The sequence below is a fragment of the Mycoplasma bradburyae genome (assembly GCF_024339025.1).
GTDB lineage: Bacteria > Bacillota_I > Bacilli_A > Mycoplasmatales > Mycoplasmoidaceae > Mycoplasmoides > Mycoplasmoides bradburyae.
On record NZ_CP101415.1, the window covers coordinates 280044 to 301018 of the forward strand.

Consider the following 20975-nt stretch of genomic DNA (forward strand, 5'->3'; position numbering starts at 1 on the left):
TTATGCCAGAACTACCAGAAGTCCAAACTGTAATTAACTATTTAAAAGAAGAAATCATTAATCAAAAGATTAATGATGTTATTGTTAATGCTACTAAACTACTTAAAAATTCAACGCCTGAAGAATTTAAAAGATTCTTAGTTGGCGAATCTTTTGTTGATATTAAAAGGATTGGTAAGTATATTATTTTTATTCTAACCAATGATAAAGTGTTAGTATCCCATTTAAGAATGGAGGGTAAATACAAGATTAATCAGTTTAATGCCGACTATGACCAACGCCATGTTTTAGTTAGATTTAAATTAGATAAATTTGAACTACACTACCATGACACAAGAAGATTTGGAACTTTTCATATTCACAGTATTGGTGAATATAAAGATCAAGATTATCTTAAGAAGTTGGCAATTGATCCAACACAAGAAGAATGAAATTGGCAGTATCTTAAAAATAATGCCATTAAATCAAATAGAGCAATAAAATCAGTTATTCTAGACCAAGAAGTTGTCGCTGGTATCGGAAATATTTATGCTGATGAAATTTTGTTTTTATCCAAAATAAATCCAACTAAAAAAGCTAACGAATTAACTAATAAGCAATATAAAGATATAGCGCAAAATGCTACGAAGGTTCTATTAAAAGCGATTGAATTAAACGGAACTACAATTTTTTCATATCAATTTAAAGAAAACCATGCAGGATCTTATCAAGAATATTTAAATGTTCATTTGCAAAAAGATAAACCTTGTAAAGTTTGTAAGTGTTTAATTAAGAAAACTAAGGTAAACAATAGAGGAACTTATTATTGTGAAAAATGCCAAAAATAAGATTTTAATTTGTTTATCAGGTAAAGCATCGTGCGGGAAATCAATGCTAATTGATTTGTTAAATAAAGATGGTTATCAAACAATTAAACTTGATAATTTAATTCATGAATATTACGAAAAAGGTAAATCGGGTTATCAATTTGTTTTAGATAATTTTGGTAGCGATTACATTGATAATGAAAAAGTTAATCGTAAAAAATTGGGTGATTTAGTTTTTAATAATCCTAACAAATTAAAACTATTAAACGATTTTGCTGAAAAAATTGTGAAATATCATCTAAAAAACATTGACAATCAAGGGATTATCATAGTTGAAGGTGCGGCTATTTATAACAATCAAGAAAGATATCTTGATATTTTTGATTATTTTGTTCTGATTCAGAGAGATCAAAACTTGATTGAAGATTCAATTCGTGCAAAATTCGCTTATTTAAAAGACTTTAATTTAAAAAAATGGAATCCAATTAAGGAAAATAAAAATTTCAAGTTTGATATTTGCATTCAAAATAATAGCGATATCATGAATGCTTATAATGAATTGAAAAATTTTCTAAAAAAAATTAATAGCTAATGTGAATTATAATCCACAATTTGTGGAAAACTTAACAAAAACCCCTAATATTGGGTATTAAAAATTGGGATAATTTTTTAAGTTTATTTTCTCTATTTATTATCGATTTTTTATCATATGAAAAAAGTCAAATATCTATTTTTAAGTTGCTTATACTTTTAATGTCGCAAGTTGAAATACTAGCATTTGTAAGATAAAAAAGGGGCATTGATATGATTGATTACGAAGAGTTATACGAGATACATAAAATGAATGGTGGGTTTAGTGATTTTGGTCTCATCACTAATGTTTATATCCATATTCTAGGTCCTGATGCTACTATGTTTTATATGTGGTTGATTAATGATCATCAAGTATATATGAACGAGTTATGCAAGAAGAATACTTTACCTTTATCTCGTATCTTAAGTAGTTTAAGAATCTCTAAAAAACAACTAAACGATTTTAGAAATTTACTAGAAGGCATGAGTTTAATCAAAACTTATAAAGAAGAAAAACAATCTGATAAACAGATTATTTATAAATTTTGTTTAGCAAAAATGCTTGATTGAGAGAGTTTGGTTTCTCAAGAAGAAATAAAGAAAAGATTAATATCTAAAATAGGTCACGAGGAATACTTTAGATTAAGCAGTCTTTATTCTAATAAAAATATTGGCGGAAGTAATGTTAATGTCTCATCGACCTTTCATCAAGTTTATAAGCCTAATGGTACTGATGAATTCAATCATATTATTAAACCAACAAAGACATTAGTTAATATTGATGATCTTTCGCTTAGTGATTTTGAAATATCTGAAGAAACTAAAACAGCATTAATTAGTTTATGTGAATCATATAATCCTACTGAAGATGATTTGAAAAACATCATTAATAGCACAGAAAACATTAATGATGTTTATGAATTAACGAAAGCTATCTCTGATTACACAAAAACTGTAGATCAAGTTGAAGACAATGCCATTCCGCAAAATATGTCTAGGAATGAAAGTTTCTATAGCGCATTTTGTCCTAATGACTTAGAAATGAAAATTCTAAAAGAATATCGTACAATGAATAGCGAAAAATACTTAAGAGGTATTTATCGTAGAAATTTATTCCCTAGAGAAGTTGAATTAATTGAAAAAATCAAAAAAGAGCATTCTAATAAAGAACATATTGTTAATGCGATTTTAGATTTTGCCGCTCACTTTACTTTAACAGATCAGATTCAATTTGAGTACGTAGAAAAAATTTCTAATACTTTAAAATTAAAGAATATAGCAAAATTAAACGATGCAGTTAAGTTTTTTAGAAAAGCATATCGTAATAAGAAAACTGATAATTTCAAATCTGCTGTAGCAAAAGGAAATTAAAAGATCATAAAGATCAATGATGGATAAAAAAAAGAATAAAGTAAATAAAAAGAATTTAAAAAAACAAGTTACTTATTTATGTGAAGAACTTGTTAATTTATATACTGATTGAGCTAATAATATCAGTAAATTATCTGACCCAAAATTGATCCATAAATTATCACTTAATTTCGGTAAAATGATAGTTGATCAAAATAAAAAAATATCGAAATTAACAGTAGAAAACAACATTAAAAGAATTGATTATTCTGAGTATACTAGACCAAGAATTAATGCGATAAATGAATGTCTAAAACGATATTTAAATAAAAGTAATTACGATTACATATTTAGAATTAAAACGCGCGACGATTTTATTAAAGAAGAACATAAATTTAATACAAATAAAACTTTAGAATGATTAGATACAGAACTATCACCAAAATTAATTAAAAATGATTTTCTTGATAAAAAATGTCATTCATATTTAATAGATTTGTATTCAAAAGAATTTAATAAAGATTCAAAAGAATTACTAAACAACGAAAAATTTAAAGAATTGTTTATAGATTCTTGTATTGATTATGAAAACTGTTATTTATTGCATTTCGATGAAGAAGGTAATAAAAAAACATTTGAGTACGCAAAATGTTATGATGGCAGCCATCTTCATAAAAAAATTAAACAAAAGGGTGATGATTTTGTTTTAATAGAAGACCTTTGTGAATTTTATAAACAGTCGCCAGTTAGAAAATTTTATCGAAATATTATATATAAATATTTGATTGAAGATGCATGAATTTTTGGAGAAAACAATCAAGAACAATTAAACAAAATTAATCAAGATTATTTGAATTATTCTCAAAATTCATTAAATATAGAAAATTTAAAAATAATCGATGAAAATAAACAAAATGTAATTGAATTTGCGATTAATAAACAAAACGTTTTAACGCAAAAACAACAAGAACAAATAAATGAGTTTATTCAATTTTTATTAATCAATAAAGCGAAATGACATAACAGAATAAGCTATATTAATTTTGATTACATTTACAAAAAAGAAAGCATTGATTTAGTAATTGATGAAGTTAATCTTAATGATTTAGATTATTTAATAATTTACTTAGATAACTTAAATGGAATTAATTATATAGATCAAAAAATTTGACAAATCATCGATTTCATAAAATCTATTAATAAAAGTTTGCGTAACAAACCTAAAACCAAGGTAATTTTCTTTAATAACATTAAAGTTCAAAATTTTATTAATCGTTTAAAGAGATGAAATAATGATTATGAATATGATGATCTAAAACAAGCATTAATCGATTTATTTTATGAGAACAAATCTGTTGTTGATTTTGTGTTTAAAAAGAACGATAAAAAACTAACTAAAAATAATTCTAGAAACATTGATGATAACAAACAGTATCTAAATAAAAAAAGAGTTAAAAATACCGATGATTTTAGTGATAATAACGCTATTGATATAGTTAATAGTTACTTAGAAAATGATAAGGAATTATTTACAAATATAAGCGATATTATTAAAGAAAATAAAACTAATCAAGATGTTCAAAAGATTGATTCTAAAATAATAAAGAGAACAATACTTATTATTCATGAAATTGATAAATATTTAAATAATGCTAATTTATCTTCATTAATCTTCACTCAGCATAAATCGCTGCAAGAAAAAATGCATTTAATTTATCAATTAGCTCATTTAGAAAAAAATAGAAAACTAGCAGATGTTATTGAAAATTCGCTATTAAATGAATATTTCCAAAAAATATATTGGTAAGAATATTTTAAAAAAAGAGCTGTTACATGTTTAGTAAATCATTAAAAAATAGAAGATTCTTATAAAAATTCTGGCATTTAAAAAAGGATTATGTTTAAGGCGGGTATAAATTTATAAATATAAATATCTATAAAAAGTAAAATATTAAGGTTATATTTATAAATAAATGTCAGACAAAAAAATAGGGTTAAGTAGTTCTGAAGCTAAAGAACTATACGAAAAAAATGGTCCAAACAAAATCAATATTGAAAAGAAAAAAAACTATTTTCTAGTTTTTCTTTCTCAATTTAAAGATTTAATGATCATTATATTGTTAATCGCTGTTATCGCTTCTTTTGCAGTGGCGATAGTCACAGGGATCAATCATCAATGAGATTTTGAACTTGATGGTGGAGCTTTAAAGATTGAATTTGTTCAACCTTTTATTATCTTGTTTGTTATAGTTGTTAATTCGCTAATTGGAACAGTTCAAGAAATAAAATCAGATCAAGCAGTTAAATCTTTAAATAAATTAAATGTTACGAAAGCTAAAGTATATCGTGATAATAATTTAGTTAATATCGATTCTAGTGAATTAGTAGTAGGGGATGTTATTGTTTTAGAGTCGGGTGATATTATACCTGCTGATTGCAAGATTATTGAATCTAGTAATCTCTATTCGAATCAGTCGATATTAACCGGTGAATCCTTGCCGGTTAAGAAAATGGTTTATAAAGATGAACCAAAGGATATATCAACTATTGAAAGAAATGACTATTTGTTTTCAGGTTGTTCTATAACCAATGGTCACGCCTTATGTGAAATCGTTAATACGGGAATAAAAACAGAAATTGGAAAAATTTCTTCTTTAGTTAATAATCAAAAAAAACAATTATCGCCGTTACAAATTAAATTAGAAAAACTTTCTAAAATTTTTGGTTACAGCGGAATAGTTTTATTTTTTATCGCTTTTATTATTCAAATCATATTAAGTGGTGTTGATAACTTTAAAGATAATTGATCAACAGCACTAACTGCTTCCATTTCATTAGCTGTAGCAGCAGTTCCTGAAGGTTTAAGTACATTTGTTTCGATTATTCTTGCGTTGGGAATTAAAAATATCGCCAAAGAAAAAGCAATAATTAAAAAACTAGCTTCAATCGAAACGTTAGGGTCGGCAGCAATTATTTGTTCAGACAAAACCGGTACAATTACGAAAAATCAAATGTCTGTTGTTGGCTTATGAGCAAATGGTAAAGAAATTGAAAGTGAATTAAGCGAAGAACATAAAAATTTATTAATTAATTCGATTTTATGCTCTACGGCTAAAATTAATTTTGATGAAAATAACAAGATGATTGAAGTAGGTGATCCTACTGAAACTGCTTTAATAAGATACGGAATCGAAAATAAATTCTATGATGCTAAACAATTTAGTGATTATGAAATTAAAGTAAATCCATTTGATTCTGTTAAAAAAATGATGTCAGTTCAAATTTATAACAAATCAACAAATAAAGGTATGTTGATTGTTAAGGGAGCTGCTGAATCAATTATTAATATATCGAATAATGATAATTCAGATGCATACTTAAAACAAATAAAAAAATATGCAGATTCTGCTTATAGAACTTTAGTAGTAGCATATAAAGAAATTGATAAAATTTACGGTAATTTTGACGAAATTGAAAATAATTTAAAACTTCAAGGGATAATCGCCTTAATGGATCCTCCAAGAGAGGAAGTTGTTCATTCAGTTAATGTTGCTAAAGCTGCTGGTATCAAACCGATTATGATTACTGGTGATGACCTAAATACAGCTAAAGCAATCGCTAAACAAGTTAATATTTTTGATGAATCTAAAGATTTAGCTCTTACATCTGCGACGCTTAAAGAAATAGATGATCAAACCTTAAAAAAAGATATTGAAAAATATTCAGTATACGCAAGAATGTCGCCAGAAGATAAAATGAGAATTATTGATGCGTGACAAGCTAATGATCAGGTAGTTGCTATGACTGGTGACGGAGTTAATGATGCTCCTGCACTTAAGAAAGCAGATATTGGTTGTGCTATGGGGATTACAGGGACTGATGTAGCTAAAGAAACTGCTGATATGATTATTGTTGATGACAATTTCTCGACAATAATTAAATCGGTTGAATCTGGTAGAAAAATTTACCAAACGATTAAGAAAGTTATTCAAAATCTTTTAATTACATCAATAGCTGAAATCTTAGTTGTTTTAATTGGTTTGATTGTTATGTTACCGATATTTAAATCTATTATTAACAATAATGCCGAACTATTAAATAAATTTAAGTTAAACAATATTGATATTAACGATTTATTCGAGAAATTTACGTTGTTTTCAGCTGCGCAATTGTTGTGAATAAATATCTTAACTCACGGATTTCCAGCCATTGCTTTAGGAATTCAAAAATCAAGAAATCAAGTAATGAATGTAAGGCCTTATTTTAAGTATGAAAACATTTTTGCTAGAAGAATGGGCATCGATTTAATATGACAATCATGTTTTATTTCAATAATGTCATTGCTTGCTTATAGTATCGGGATTAGTTATGCTTTAAATTCAACTGATATCCAAACAATTAAATCGTTTAATTTAATTGGTTCTTCAATGAGTTTTATAGTATTAGGAATATCTGCTTCAATTCATTGTTTAAATTTAATGACAGATTCGACTTTATTAAAAGCATCAATAAGACATTATTGATTGGTATATCTTAGTGCGATCTTCTCAGTTAGTTTAATTTTATTAGTATCGTTGGTTGGGAAGATATCTTTTGTATTTAAAATGGATGAAAACTTTATTAATAAACCAGAATTAATTGGTTATAGTCTTATAATGAGTTTTAGTATAGTGCCTGTAATGGAAATTTATAAGCTTTTTACAAATAAAGTGGCTATCAAAAAAGAATCTATAAATGGATTCAAGATGATTACAAAAACACTAAGCAGATAAACTAAAAATTATTTTTAATATAATTTACAAGTCATAACATTTAAGAAAAATTATTAAGATAAATAAACATTATGCAACTTATTGAAATTAAAGAACTACTTAGTTCTCACTCGAAAAGAGAAGATGAAGAAGTAGTATTAGTTGGAGGTTTTAAATCTATTCGTTCATCTGCAGCGATTGGATTTATTGCTTTTTCTGACGGCACTTCTCTTGAAACAATTCAAATCGTATTTAAAAAAGAAAACATCGCTAATTTTGATGAAATTAGTAAGTTAAATTTAGCGTCTACAATTTTAGTTAAAGGTATTGTTAGAAATACTCCTGATAAAAAACAACCATTTGAAATTCAAGCTTCTAAAATTTTAGTTTTAAAAGAAGCAGACGCTTCATACCCATTACAAAAGAAAGCTCATGGTCCTGAATTCTTACGTGAAAATGCTCACTTAAGACCTAGAACTAATAAGTTTTATGCGATCATGAAGATTAGAAGTGAATTAGCGAATGCGTTCTTTGAATTTTTCAAAAATAATGACTTCTTATATGTTCATGCACCTATTATCACATCTAATGATGCTGAAGGTGCTGGTGAATCATTCGAAGTAATCAGTGCTAATGAACCAAATTATTTCAATAAAAAAGCAAGCTTAACTGTTAGTGGTCAATTCGCTTCAGAAGCATATTCTCAAGCGTTTAAACGTGTATTTACTTTTGGGCCTACATTCCGTGCAGAAAAATCACACACTTCTAAACATTTATCAGAATTCTGAATGATTGAACCAGAAGTTTCATTAATGGATTTAGAAAAATTAACAATCCTTATGGAACAATGCATTAAGCATGCAATTTATTATTTATTTGAATATGCTAGACCAGAACTAGAATGATGTAATGAAAATCTAGAACCAGGTTTAATTGAAAAATTAAATAATGTGGTTAATAACGAATTTGCTAGAGTTGAATATCGTCAAGCAATCGAAATTCTTAAAAAAGCTGTGGCTGAAGGTGTTAATTTTGAAGTTAAAGATATCGAATTTGGAATGGATCTTAAAACTGAACATGAAAGATACATCTGCGAAAAAGTTTATAAAGCGCCTGTATTCATTGTTAACTATCCAAAAGCAATCAAAGCTTTCTACATGAAACAAAACGATGATAATTTAACTGTTGCTGCTACTGATTTACTAGCTCCAGGCATCGGTGAAATCTGTGGTGGTTCTCAACGTGAAGACAGCTACAACAAATTATTAAGTCGTTGTTTAGAATTAGATCTAGATCCAGAATTTAATAACTTGCAATGATATTTAGATCTAAGAAAATACGGTTACTACCGTTCAGCTGGTTTTGGTTTAGGGTTTGATCGTCTATTAATGTATGTTACAGGTTGTGACAACATTCGTGACGCAATTCCTTTCCCTCGTTTCCATGGGCAACTTGATTTTTAGAAACATCCCTAATTTTTTAACTGCTTTAAGAATTTTTTTACTAATCCCAATTTTAGTATTATTTTATTTTAGTCAATCTGATAAAAATACCGTTTATCAGATTGATTTTGCATCTTTAGATACTCTAAGAATAAACCTTTATTTCTTGATTATTGGGATCTTATTTGTAGTTGCGTCAATATCTGATTTTTTAGATGGATATTTAGCAAGAAAATATAAATTAGTATCAACATTTGGGAAAGTATTTGATCCGATAGCGGATAAACTATTGGTAAACAGCGTACTAATTTACTTTGCTTATATTGGTGTTGTTAATTTTTATTTAGTAATTATCCTAATCCTTAGAGATACCTACATTGATGGTCTAAGAATGTTTGTTTCGACTAAAAATATTGTTGTGCCAGCTAATATTTTTGGTAAATTAAAAACAACAGTTCAGATGTTAGCAATCATTGTTACATTCTTTATTCGTGGACAGTTTTCTTCAACAAATACTATTGTTGATCAGGTTTTTAATATAGGTTATTATTTAGCTACTTTCTTATCAGTATTATCTGGCGGAATTTATTCTTATCAAATCTTTAAGAAATTTAAAACGATTAATATAAACACAAAATAAAGCGATTAAAATGATTGATTACAAAGATATAATAGTTAATGCCTTAATTAAAAATAATTGAACAATAGCCATAATTGAATCGCATAGCAACGGAATAATCGCTAACGCTTTATTAGTTTCTAATAAACTAGATAAGTTGTTTAATGGTTCAATGATTTTTAAAAATTCTAATAGCATTAATAATTTCATTAAATTAAATAAATACCAACCAATTAACAATGACCAAATCTGGTCAATTAATGAACATGATTACATATCTCAAATCGCTAATAGATATTTTAAATCTGATGTTCTGATTAACTTTGTACATTTTGATCAACATAAAACTAAGGAGTTAATCTTTAGTTTTATTATTAAAGATAAAACAATACAACATACAATTGATTTATCAAAATACGAATCAGATAACTATATCCATCCAGTAAGCATGATCCTATTAAGTAAATTGATGGAAGAAATAATCTTGATTAATGAAACAAAAAAATAAAACAGTTGGCGTTATTTTAGCTAGCGGTTCTTCTAGAAGATTGAATTTAACTAAACAACTAAAACAGTTTTATTTAGTTGATAATAAAATGATCTATGAATACAGTCTCGATCTTTTTTTATCATCTAAATTATTTAATGAGATATATTTAGTTGTTAATCGAGAATATTTAGAACAAATCCAAGCTAAACATATTAATCAAAAAGAAGTTAATGTTATTCAAGGATCAACAATCAATCGGCATGCATCTTTTATTAACGCTATAAATAAAATAAAAGATAAGTACGATGGCGACACAAAGCTTATTATTCATGACAGTGCTAGAGCCAATATTAATAAGGAATGTTTAATCGATTGTATCAATGAATTAGATAAATCCGAAGTTGTTACTCTATATTATGACATTTCTTCAACAGTTATCTCGATTGATGAAAATAATCAATTCAAGAATCTTCTTGATCGAAATAAGACTAAAATGATCTATACTCCCCAAGGGACTTGATTAAGAAATATAAAAGATTTAACTAATATCAATGAAGATTATTTAGATTTAACTCATTTTTTATTAAAATTAAAGGGTATAAAACCCCATTTGATAAGGGCTAATATTGATTGTTTCAAGATAACTACACTAGATGACTTAAAGCGTTTTGAAGCATTAATAAAATACAAAGAAAATGAATAACCTTTACAAAACCAATTTTGATTTAGCAATCGATAATAAGAAATTGTTTCGTTACAACATTATTAAAATTGAAAATAACGAAACAATCGGAATGTGCTATGTAACTAATTACAAACAAATGTTTGAGTTAGCAATCAATTGTTCTTATGAAATTGATAATATCAACGCATATGTTGATAGGTTTTATATTATTCTTAAAGAAGAATCTTTGTATGATGATGTTAGTTTTATTACGAATATTTGAAAACAAAAGAAACCATTAATTGATAACATTGGATTTATAGTTAATGATAAAGTAGTATATCAAGCAAACAAAAATCAATCAGCGTGATATGAAGCTTTTGTTAAAAAACATGTAATTAGTCTTTTAACAAAGGATTCAACATCATCTAAAAAACAGGATTACCAAAAAAATTATCAAGATGATTTTGTTGGCAGTAATAACTACGTTAACAATATTTCAAAAGAAGAATATCCTTCAATAGATCAAAGGTTTTCAAGTTTAGGTGAAATGAATCGTTATCAATCAAAGTATGATTTTGATAATGATGAATTTGCGACAAAATATTCACCAGAATATAAACAAGATCGTTATAGTTATCAAAATAATAAATATGATAATCAATTCTTGGGCTATTCTTCACCTTGAAATTCTTATGATGGTAATGAAAGTTATAACAAAGCTTTTGATAATTCCGATTTTTCGATAAATTCGAATAATAATTTAGGATCAAGTAGCAGTTTGCATAGCGAAATTGATTCATTAAGACGAAGAATGTTTGATATTGATCAACAGATCAATAACTATGAAACGATAACTAAAGAACTGAGTGATATTGCTAATAACGATAGTTTAGATTTTGATTACCAACCAAGAAACAATACTACTAGTTATGATTCGATGATTAACTCGCCAACAATAGGTATTGAAGATTTTAAGTTAAACAATACAACAACAATAGATAATACTAGTAATATTGTTAATGATCTAAACACTTTTGATTTTAGTGATTCTACCAAGAGTTTTTTAATTAACCATTCAGATGATTTTAATGATTAAATAGTGATATAATTAAGAAGACAAGATAAATTGTAAAAATTCTAGAAAGTTTGATTTATTAAAGACGTTAAGAACGTCTAATATTTACTATATATATATATATATATATATATGAAACACAAAAAATATACTTTGCGAAAATATAACAAGACATTAGTTTGGATCTTTTCATCAGTAGTAACACTTTCCTTACTTATCAGCGGGATTGTTTATACTTCTGTGAAGATATCTAACTCATATAATGCTAACAGTAAGTCAAACATCTTGGATAATAATGACCTACCCAGACCTAATATTCTTATTGGTTATCAAACTATTGCAAAGTTTAAAATTGAAAATCTAGAATTTGAATTACAAAAAAATCTATATAGTTCAATTGTTAATAATTTATCTATTAAAAGTTCTGTATCACTTGTAAGCGACGAAGATGATAAGAACGATAATCAAACTGATAATAATAAAAAACCTGCACCAATAAAAATTTTCGCTAAGCAAAAAACTAATCATACAAGCGATTTTATCTCTGGTTATCCTGATGATGATAACAATCATTATCAATCGCCATACTATTACAACGATCGTGTGTTTATGCCGATCTTAGATTCTAACCAAATATATCAAAAAAACGAAAGATCTTATAATGATATATTTTCTAATCGTTACGAAGGTTGGAATGCTTCAGATTTCAATAATATTAATAATAAAATTTCTTATTACAAATATGAAGCTAGTTCTAGATTAATTGAAAAAATTAATCCTAGTCAAACTCAAGTTATGGCGATGAACATTAATTTGTATCAAGCTAATAGTTTCTTTATTAACGAAACGCTAAAAAAATATAATCCTGATTTTGTTATCTTGGATAATGCTGATAACAATATAATGAAACAACTAGAATTCCCTAGTTCAGTTAAAAAATTAACAATAAAATCAAATCTACTTAGTAAATTTGATTTCAATTTAAGTAATAATGATATTAAAGAATTAGAACTATACACGCCTTATTTAACAGAATACAATCCTTTAGCTCTAAATCCTGATACGCATTTAATTTTTGACACCGCTTTATCTAAACCGTTCCAAGAAATTAATCTTTATGGAACTAGTTTAACTAACGAACAAGCTTTAGGTGTTTTTCAAGATGTTTATGTAAGACGTTTTTATGAACGTTATACTCAAGGGCAATTCTCTGGTGGTTATATAACATCATTAGATTTTAGTAATACCGGCATTACTTCAATCAACAACTTCATTGTTAAAAATCTAGACGAAAACTTTGATGTGTATGCTTTAAGTATTAAATATAGTGATAATGACGCTAATAAGATTTCAATTCTTAAAACTGATAGTTGAAATAGATCAGAAAATAACGTTAATGTAACCATTGAAAATAATAATACAAATAGGTCTATTGAAGATAAGAAACCTAAAAAGGTAACTAATCCAGTAACAAATACTGAATCTAAAGAACGAGAATTGCGCTTAGTAGTATCTTCTGAAAAAGAAGTATTACCTGAAGTTGTTTTGCGTGTTGTCGGTGAATATTTAGCTAACAACCATAAAATTAAGGATTTAGATATTTCTAAAATTCGTTTAAAAAATAGTTCTTTAATTGAATTAGCAAAAAACTTTAAAGAAAAACTTTCTTACCTAATTATTAAAAACTAGACTTGGAGTTTTTTGGTTTAAGTAATTACCTATAAATAAGTCTTATTATTAACTTCTGTTATTGAATTCTTTTATAATTCTATAGTCAATTATGAAGTTAATAAGTAAACTATCTCGCGTTTTATTTTCAATAGGTTTGTCTGGAATTATTTTTAGTTCTTGTTCATTTTCATCAAAAGAACAAGAACCTAAAAAAACGATTATTTTTCAGAGTGCGCAAAATAAATCATTTCCATTAGACCGGATAATGCATTCGCTTGTGGAAACTTATAATAAAAATCACGCGAATAATCCTGATTTTTTAAAAGTAGTATATCAAAACTCAGAAATAACTAAAGTTGATTCAGAATTCAAATTAGCTAATACGATTTCACATAAAATTAAACAAAAATCTGATAATGTACCTAATTTGTTTTTAGGTAGTATTTCTGGGTCAAGTTTAATCAATCAATATCAAAGAATTCTCGATGTTAGCTCTGATGAATTCTTTAAGTCTCAACCATTTATTGAACAAATCAATCAGATTACTAAAAAAATAGTTGGTGTTAATCATTCAAATCAAAGCGCATTACCGTTCGATTTAACTGATTTAGATGTTTTATATTTTAATAAACCAGTAATGCTAAAACTATTTAGCATTTTTGAAGCAGGTGGCGGAATAGTTGTTAAACAATCTAAGATATATAATCACTTAATCACTAAAACTGCGTTACCAGAAGATAGTTTTTGATTAAAATTAACTCCAAAATCTCATGATGTTTTTAAAGGTAAAACAATTGATGATTCTACCTTTGACAATCTAGAATCAATATTTAAATTTAGTAGCATTATATACAACGGAATTGATTTTTCAATTGCTACTCCTGATGCAAATTATTCAATTCTAGAAATTGATTATGAAAGAAATTTATTCACTAAACATTTATGAAATAAATTAGGTAATTCTGAAGAAACATTCTTATGAAATTTAAAAGCGAATCCTAAAAATGATAAAGAATTTGCGGTAAATTTTGATAATTTTAAGAATGAACAAACAAGAGAAATAACTAAAAAAACAATTCAATTTTGATACGATAATATTAAAGTTTTTAGAACAAAAAATAAATTTGATATCAGATCAATTAAATTAAATAATAGCGGTAAAGATAATTTTAGTTTTAATGATATTAGAAATAGCAATGCTGCATTTGCGATTGGGCCGACAGTAGGTATATCCCAAGCAACAATATCTAAATATTCAATAGATAATTTTATTGCTAATAAAAATAATAAATCAGATCTAGAAATAATTAAAGATGCAGAACAAAAATTTGTTAAACCAGATGATGTTTATTGAACATCACAAATAACTAAAATTGATGATTCAGATAAATATACTTACCAAATAGGCGGATCTTATTTAATTCCAATTTCATCAGGTGATGAAAAAGTCGATAAAGCAACCATTAACTTTATTAAATTTTTATATTCATATAAAAATTCTGGTTGAATAAATCCTAGCGATCCTATAATTGAAACTATTGAAGATAGAAGTGGATACTTTGTTCCTTTAAAGAGTAACTGAAAAGCAGAAAACGTTAGAAGAAATAATCAAATTAAGGAATTGAAAAAAAGTTTTGATTATTCCGAACTGACGAATGAACAAAAAATCGATTTATATAAAAATAAAGCGCAAGAATGAGATTCTTATTACTTTATGCAATCAGGTTTAACGATAAGAAACGGAATTGCCGTTCTTCTTGATAACAATAAAACAAATGTTTCTATAGTTGATATTAAAAATGATGCTAAAACAGCAAAGACGTTTAAATTTATTAGTGATAACATTTTAAATACATCGGTATTTAATTCTAATTCAATCACACCTGATAAAATATTCGAATTGATTGATAAAGAGTTAGATAAATAATTAGTATTAAAGCAATAATGATAAGTGAAAATGGAAAAAGAGATACTAACAATCGAGAATCTGAGTGTTTCATATAAGAATAAAGATGTTTTGAAAAACATCAGCGCTAAGATTTATGAAGGTGAATTAGTTTCAATATTAGGTCCTAGTGGTTGCGGCAAAACTACTTTATTAAATGCTATAGCTGGATTCATAAAACCTGTAAAAGGTTTAATTAAATTTACCGGTTATGATAAAGTTAGTGATATTGAGTTAGGATTTGTTTTTCAAAACTCTATTTTATATGAAGAAATAAGTGTCTATAAAAATATTTATTTATCATTAATTAACTCTTACAATCAATTTTACTCTACATATTTAGATTGCTATTTAAAAATAGGAGTAATTGATGAAAAAAAACATAAAGAATTTAAAAATTTTTTAAAACTATCAATAAATAATAAAAGGCAAAAAAGAAAATTTAAATGAAATTTATTTTTATTAAATTTTACGCTGTTTTTTAAAAAAAATAAAAAATATTTTCAATTTTTTAAAGAGTTAAAAAAGTCAATAAAAAAGCAAATTATTGATGTTGCTAATCGTTTGAATATTATTGATGTTTTATATACAAAATCATCTAATTTATCAGGCGGTCAAAAGCAACGCGTAGCGATAGCTAAATCATTAATAAAACATATTAAACTTATTTTATTAGATGAACCATTCGCTTCACTTGACGCAAAAATAAAAGAAAGTTCTAGAGATTGATTAAGAAAAATTCAAAAAGAATATGGAATATCAATGATTTTAGTGACTCACGATCAAAACGATGCAATGTTGATAAGCGATCGAATTATGTTTATTAACAATAACACTATAGCGCAATTTGATCGACCAAAAATTATTTATAATTCACCGATTAACTTAGCTACAGCAAAATTTGTAGGTTTTCCTGAAATCATTAAAATAGCTAATTCAACAAATAAATATATAAGACCTAATAAATTAACGATAGAAAAAGATTCAGAATCACAAACCAAAATTCAAAACATCCAAAGTATGGGTTCTCAAGATGTTATTGAATTTTCATCTGATCTTTTTGAAGGGTTAAGTAAAGTAATAGTTAAGTCGCATGAATTTAATGTTAATGATGGTATAAAAATATCATTTAACGAAAAAGATATTATGGTTCTGGAGTAGTTATGTTGATAGATAAAATAGCTAAAAGAAAAGATAAAATTAAGAGTAATACAATTGGATTAATTTTATTGATACCAATTATTTTACTCTTAGTTTTTTTTACATTTTTACCGATAATTTTGTCATTTATAGAGTCTTTTAAAGTGTATGCTAAACATAGCATGATTAATTACTCTTTTGGTATAAAAAATTTTAAAGAATTAGTTAACGATACTGAGTTTAAAGATGCGTTATTTAATACAAATTTATTGATATTTTTAGGTACTCCGTCTGTTATTATATTAGCGTTCATTTTATCGCTAATCTTTTGTGAGATTTCTTCTAAAATATTTAGAAACATAACTGTTGTTTGTTTGTTTTCGCAATTCTTTACATCAGCATTTGCTGTCGGAGTTTCATTTATTTATCTATTCGGAACTAACAATGATGGGTTCAATCGCTTGTTTGATACCAAGATTAGATTCACTAACGATTATGAAGGTAGAAAAATTTTAATCGTTTATTTTATTTACTATATTTGAAGATTATTGCCTTTTAATGTTGTAATGATTAGTTTCAGTTTTTCAAGCTCGTTAGAAAAATATAATCGAGTAATTCAAATTGATCGAATTAAATTTTGACACAAGGTTTGATATGTATATCTAAAAAATGCTAATACAGTTTTTTGATTAATATTATATGTCAACTTTGCTAATGCTGGATTATTTTATCCTTCAGCAATTGTTAATACCAATCTAAGATTAACTAAAGGGAATACATTAGCTAGTTATCTTTATGATCATATAAATCCTAATGAAAATTCATCAGCGCAACTAAATTATCCGTTAGCTGCAGCTGCTAATGTAGTCATCATATTATATTTATCATTCATATCAATTATCTTTATGATTGTTAAAAAAATAAACCTAATTAAGTTAATTAATGGTCTAAGAGTTAAGATGAAAAAAGTGGGTAATACTAATGAAAATCTTTAAGCATATCGTCTTTGCAATAATAATCGTTATTCTTATCTTATTAGTGCTATTCCCTTTGTATTATCTAATCGTTCTTTCATTTACATCTAACGATCAGATTTTAAAAAATATAGCTTCTTTATTGCCAGATGGATTTCATTATGAAAACTATAAAGGTTTAATTGATAGAGAATTTTGATATTCATTCTTATTAACATTCTTATCAGTTTTAATTCTAATTGTCTTAAAACTAGGATCGACATTATTAGCTGCTTTTGGCTTGAATAAAGTCTCGTTAAGTTTAAGAAAAATATTATTTATATTTTTCTTGATTACTTCATTTATTCCCGAAATATCAATTTATCTTTATTTATTCAGAACATTAAATGAAGCAAGAATAATTAATAATGACTCATTAGCTTTTGTTTTAAGTCTAACAATGCTGTTTTCATTCTTTATGTTAATGTTGTTTTATAGCGCTATTAATAAAGAATATGAAAATAAGAAAAATGTAATGAGAATTGATCGTATTAACGGTTTTCAAGCGTTTTTTCATATCTACTTACCAAAATTAAAAGTACCAATTTATCTTTTAATTATCTTTACTACAATTGAAGGATGAAATTCATTCTTATGACCACAATTAATCTTATCTGGTAGAGTTTATAATGACTCTATGCCAATTAATACGATTAGTACATGATTTATTAAATTAGGTATGATCGATATGTTAGATTTAATTAATGTTAGAGCGGCAGGTGCTTTTATCTCGACATTAATCCCATTATCGATATATTTTGTATGTTCAAGAATAATTAATAAAAGAATGTATAAAATGGTTTCATAATTAACTAATACAAACAAAATAAAAAAGACGAGCTAATTTAGCTCGTCTTTTTTATTAATCATTCTTTTGGATTAAGTTTTAATTGGTATTTATATCTAAGAATTTGAAATTTATAAAAATTATGAGTTTGAAATAACGCTGTTAACAAATTCTTGAATCTCCTTTTTACGGTCTTGATTTAATTGGTAATCACTGAAACCAACTGATCCAAAAATTTCTGCGCCAAAATAACCTAAAAAATCGGATAGTAATCTTCTTACTTTAGGGCCGCCCTTCATTCCTGGTGTAGCTGATAATACATAAGCTTTTTTATTTGTTAATCACTTCTTATTAAGTGATAATCAATCAAAAATATTTTTAGCAAAGCTTGGTAAATAACCATTAATTTCAGGTGTAACTAAAATTAATTCATTGTATTGATTTATTTTTTCGCTTAGTTCTTTGATTTTATCAGGGACATTATCCATAATGTCGTTTGAAAAATAATCCACTTGATAATCTACCAAGTTAATAAAATCAAATGAACCCATGGTAGCTATTTTATTAGCTAAATCATAGTTAATTGATTTTTTTATATCGGTATTTGAACAAGAAATAACAACTATTTTATTCATCTTTATTTCATTCTTTTAAACGTCTACTTATTTCTTTTTGTGTTTCGATATATTGTTGCTTAAATGAGACAACAAACTTATCAAATACATCATAAAATGTTTTTAAAACATTATCCTTTTTTTGCTCATCGGATAATTCTACTAATTCTAAGTTGAATTTATCGCTTTCAGCAACTTCAGGTTGAATGTATGTACCTAGTTCTAATAAACCTTTTTGAAAATCAGGTTTATCTTTAGTTTCAGAAAATATAAATTTATTAACTGATTTCCCTGCTTCATTTTTTAATTCAACGATATAATCGTCGTTTTCTTTATAAAAATACAATTTATTCATTTTGGCTGTCTTCCTTGATATTCTTAATTAATTTTTCATATCTGTCATTTAATGCTTTGTCACCGCCTTCTAAATAGTGAATTGAAGGATTGGTATTAATTATTTCGTTTTCGATTATTTCTATTTTATCCCTAAAACTCGTTTGGCGATAAGAATTAGCTAAATCGTTATTAGTAAAAGAACACACAGTAGTTGTTGATGGATTAGTTAAAACCCCTGTATTGGCATTATGGGTAACAACAAATATTTGGTTAATGTTCTTATTATTATTAAGTTCAGGTATTAATGTTTTAGTAATCGTATAACTATCAACATTATCTTCAGGTTGGTCTAAGAATAAGATAGATGAAGTACAATTTCTGATAACTCTACTTACACCATAACTAGATCTTGTTCCTAATGACAATTTTTTGTAATCCTTACCATTCAACAAAACCGTTATATTATCTGATAGATTTTTGGTAAAATTTTCTTTTAATTGATCAGAAATTTTATCTATACTTTTTTTAATGTTTTTTCCGATATTATAAGAAACTCATTCAGCCTTATCAGTTGAATCTTTACCACTAGGTTTATATAAAAATTTAGATAAAAAATCATATAAGAATACATCATTTTGATTAGTTTCATGAATGTTAAACTTAAGATCAATTCCAAATTCAATATCAGGATCGCTTTCGCTGATAGTTTTATTTTTAATTGGTATTGCGTAGAAATTTTCTCTTTTGAAACCATCAAAAAATGCAAAATTAGTAGCGATAGATTTACCGATCTTTTCAAAATAATCATCCAGTAATTTTGGGGCTGATGCTATTCTGTTAGTAATATCTTCTGATTCAGATAAAAGTTTTTGATAATGCTCATAAGCTTTTTGCGATGCTATGTACTTGATGTTATCAAATTTCTTACTTTGAATATTTTTATAGTGGATACCACGGATTATATCAAGAGCTTTAACAACTGTTTCATAACCTTCTTGATCAATAAAAAAATCACTATCAAAATACTTAATATTTTGGTTTAACTCATTATTAAATTTATCTAAAATACTTAATAATTCATCATGTTTTTTAGCAGCTACTTCGTTATTTTTTAAAAGTTCTTGATTAGTTGAAACTTTTAAAAAATCTTGTAACTGTTCTAAAATAACTCTATTTTTAGCGTTATTCAATTTAAAAATGTCGCCAAAAGCGAAATTATTTAATTTGGATAAATCATCATCTATTTCATCGATACCTTCAATATATTTTTCAAAAAAAGGTTTTAAATTATTAGCAACTATCTCAGAGGTGTTTGATAGGAATTTATTTTTTTCCTTTTTAAATTTTTGGATGATATCAAATTGCGTTTTGATATCATCGTCTTGTTTTACAAAATCTCCTCTTTTAACAGTATCTTTTTCTTTGTTTCTAACTCTCGATCACTCAATAGTGTCGCCGTTAGAATAGACTAACTTTTTGATACTGAATCCGAATTGATTGGTAATTTCATTAATTTCCTTGTCATAAGTAGCTACATTATTATGCAATGCATAAAGGATTTTTAATAAGGTAGATTTACCTCCTCCTTTAGTTCCGATAATAACATTTACACCCTTATCAAATTCTAAGGTTTGGGTTATTGAACTATTGCTCAATACCAATTGTTTTATGTATTTTTGTTCAATCATATACCTTC

18 protein-coding genes are annotated in these 20975 nt (G+C 26.1%); 15 read left to right on the forward strand and 3 right to left on the reverse strand.

Going from position 1 to position 20975, the window contains the following annotated elements; genetic code table 4:
- The first annotated feature begins 2 nt into the window (after positions 1-2).
- The 15 genes from mutM to NMG77_RS01225 all read left to right on the forward strand — a co-directional run bounded on the left by mutM (position 3) and on the right by NMG77_RS01225 (position 18350).
- Positions 3-827, forward strand: a complete 825-nt coding sequence (mutM, locus tag NMG77_RS01155) for a DNA-formamidopyrimidine glycosylase (protein WP_255045960.1) — start codon at positions 3-5, stop codon at positions 825-827.
- Positions 808-1398: a dephospho-CoA kinase gene (coaE, locus tag NMG77_RS01160; protein WP_255034871.1), complete on the forward strand. Its 591-nt coding sequence runs from the start codon at positions 808-810 to the stop codon at positions 1396-1398. The genes mutM and coaE overlap by 20 nt, the downstream gene beginning before the upstream one ends.
- A gap of 212 nt (positions 1399-1610) precedes the next feature.
- Positions 1611-2750 carry a replication initiation and membrane attachment family protein gene (locus tag NMG77_RS01165; protein ID WP_255045961.1) on the forward strand — a complete coding sequence of 380 codons (1140 nt, stop codon included), beginning with the start codon at positions 1611-1613 and terminating at the stop codon, positions 2748-2750.
- 16 nt (positions 2751-2766) lie between these two features.
- The gene (locus tag NMG77_RS01170) at positions 2767-4536 is read left to right on the forward strand and encodes a hypothetical protein (protein WP_255045962.1); all 1770 of its coding nucleotides are present in this window, start codon (positions 2767-2769) and stop codon (positions 4534-4536) included.
- A gap of 166 nt (positions 4537-4702) precedes the next feature.
- Entirely contained in the window at positions 4703-7501 is a 2799-nt protein-coding gene (locus NMG77_RS01175; protein WP_255045963.1) for a cation-translocating P-type ATPase, read from the forward strand.
- A gap of 71 nt (positions 7502-7572) precedes the next feature.
- The gene (gene asnS / locus NMG77_RS01180; protein WP_255045964.1) at positions 7573-8943 is read left to right on the forward strand and encodes an asparagine--tRNA ligase; all 1371 of its coding nucleotides are present in this window, start codon (positions 7573-7575) and stop codon (positions 8941-8943) included.
- The gene (gene pgsA, locus NMG77_RS01185; RefSeq protein ID WP_255034876.1) at positions 8924-9562 is read left to right on the forward strand and encodes a CDP-diacylglycerol--glycerol-3-phosphate 3-phosphatidyltransferase; all 639 of its coding nucleotides are present in this window, start codon (positions 8924-8926) and stop codon (positions 9560-9562) included. Before asnS ends, pgsA begins: the two co-directional genes overlap by 20 nt.
- A 10-nt stretch (positions 9563-9572) precedes the next feature.
- Entirely contained in the window at positions 9573-10049 is a 477-nt protein-coding gene (locus NMG77_RS01190; protein WP_255045965.1) for a hypothetical protein, read from the forward strand.
- Positions 10033-10734: a 2-C-methyl-D-erythritol 4-phosphate cytidylyltransferase gene (locus NMG77_RS01195; RefSeq protein WP_255034878.1), complete on the forward strand. Its 702-nt coding sequence runs from the start codon at positions 10033-10035 to the stop codon at positions 10732-10734. The genes NMG77_RS01190 and NMG77_RS01195 overlap by 17 nt, the downstream gene beginning before the upstream one ends.
- A complete protein-coding gene (locus NMG77_RS01200) occupies positions 10727-11794 on the forward strand; it encodes a hypothetical protein (protein WP_255034879.1) in 1068 nt (355 codons plus the stop codon). Before NMG77_RS01195 ends, NMG77_RS01200 begins: the two co-directional genes overlap by 8 nt.
- 111 nt (positions 11795-11905) lie before the next feature.
- Positions 11906-13462 carry an IgG-blocking protein M gene (locus NMG77_RS01205; protein WP_255045966.1) on the forward strand — a complete coding sequence of 519 codons (1557 nt, stop codon included), beginning with the start codon at positions 11906-11908 and terminating at the stop codon, positions 13460-13462.
- Between the two features lie 91 nt (positions 13463-13553).
- Positions 13554-15371 carry a P68 family surface lipoprotein gene (locus tag NMG77_RS01210; RefSeq protein ID WP_255045967.1) on the forward strand — a complete coding sequence of 606 codons (1818 nt, stop codon included), beginning with the start codon at positions 13554-13556 and terminating at the stop codon, positions 15369-15371.
- A 30-nt stretch (positions 15372-15401) separates the two neighbouring features.
- The gene (locus NMG77_RS01215) at positions 15402-16550 is read left to right on the forward strand and encodes an ABC transporter ATP-binding protein (RefSeq protein ID WP_255045968.1); all 1149 of its coding nucleotides are present in this window, start codon (positions 15402-15404) and stop codon (positions 16548-16550) included.
- Positions 16551-16552: 2 nt separating this feature from the next.
- Positions 16553-17524: a sugar ABC transporter permease gene (locus NMG77_RS01220; RefSeq protein ID WP_255045969.1), complete on the forward strand. Its 972-nt coding sequence runs from the start codon at positions 16553-16555 to the stop codon at positions 17522-17524.
- Complete coding sequence (locus NMG77_RS01225) at positions 17511-18350, forward strand: ABC transporter permease subunit (RefSeq protein ID WP_255045970.1); 840 nt, start codon at positions 17511-17513, stop codon at positions 18348-18350. Before NMG77_RS01220 ends, NMG77_RS01225 begins: the two co-directional genes overlap by 14 nt.
- Positions 18351-18469: 119 nt before the next feature.
- Here NMG77_RS01225 and NMG77_RS01230 read toward each other — a convergent pair whose 3' ends face one another.
- The 3 genes from NMG77_RS01230 to NMG77_RS01240 are packed head-to-tail and all read right to left on the reverse strand — an operon-like array spanning position 18470 to position 20967.
- Complete coding sequence (locus tag NMG77_RS01230) at positions 18470-18964, reverse strand: NAD(P)H-dependent oxidoreductase (RefSeq protein WP_255034885.1); 495 nt, start codon at positions 18962-18964, stop codon at positions 18470-18472.
- Positions 18957-19298, reverse strand: a complete 342-nt coding sequence (locus NMG77_RS01235) for a hypothetical protein (RefSeq protein WP_255034886.1) — start codon at positions 19296-19298, stop codon at positions 18957-18959. Before NMG77_RS01235 ends, NMG77_RS01230 begins: the two co-directional genes overlap by 8 nt.
- On the reverse strand, positions 19291-20967 hold the full coding sequence (locus NMG77_RS01240) for an ATP-binding protein (protein WP_255034887.1): 1677 nt from the start codon (positions 20965-20967) through the stop codon (positions 19291-19293). The genes NMG77_RS01235 and NMG77_RS01240 overlap by 8 nt, the downstream gene beginning before the upstream one ends.
- Positions 20968-20975 lie beyond the last annotated feature (8 nt).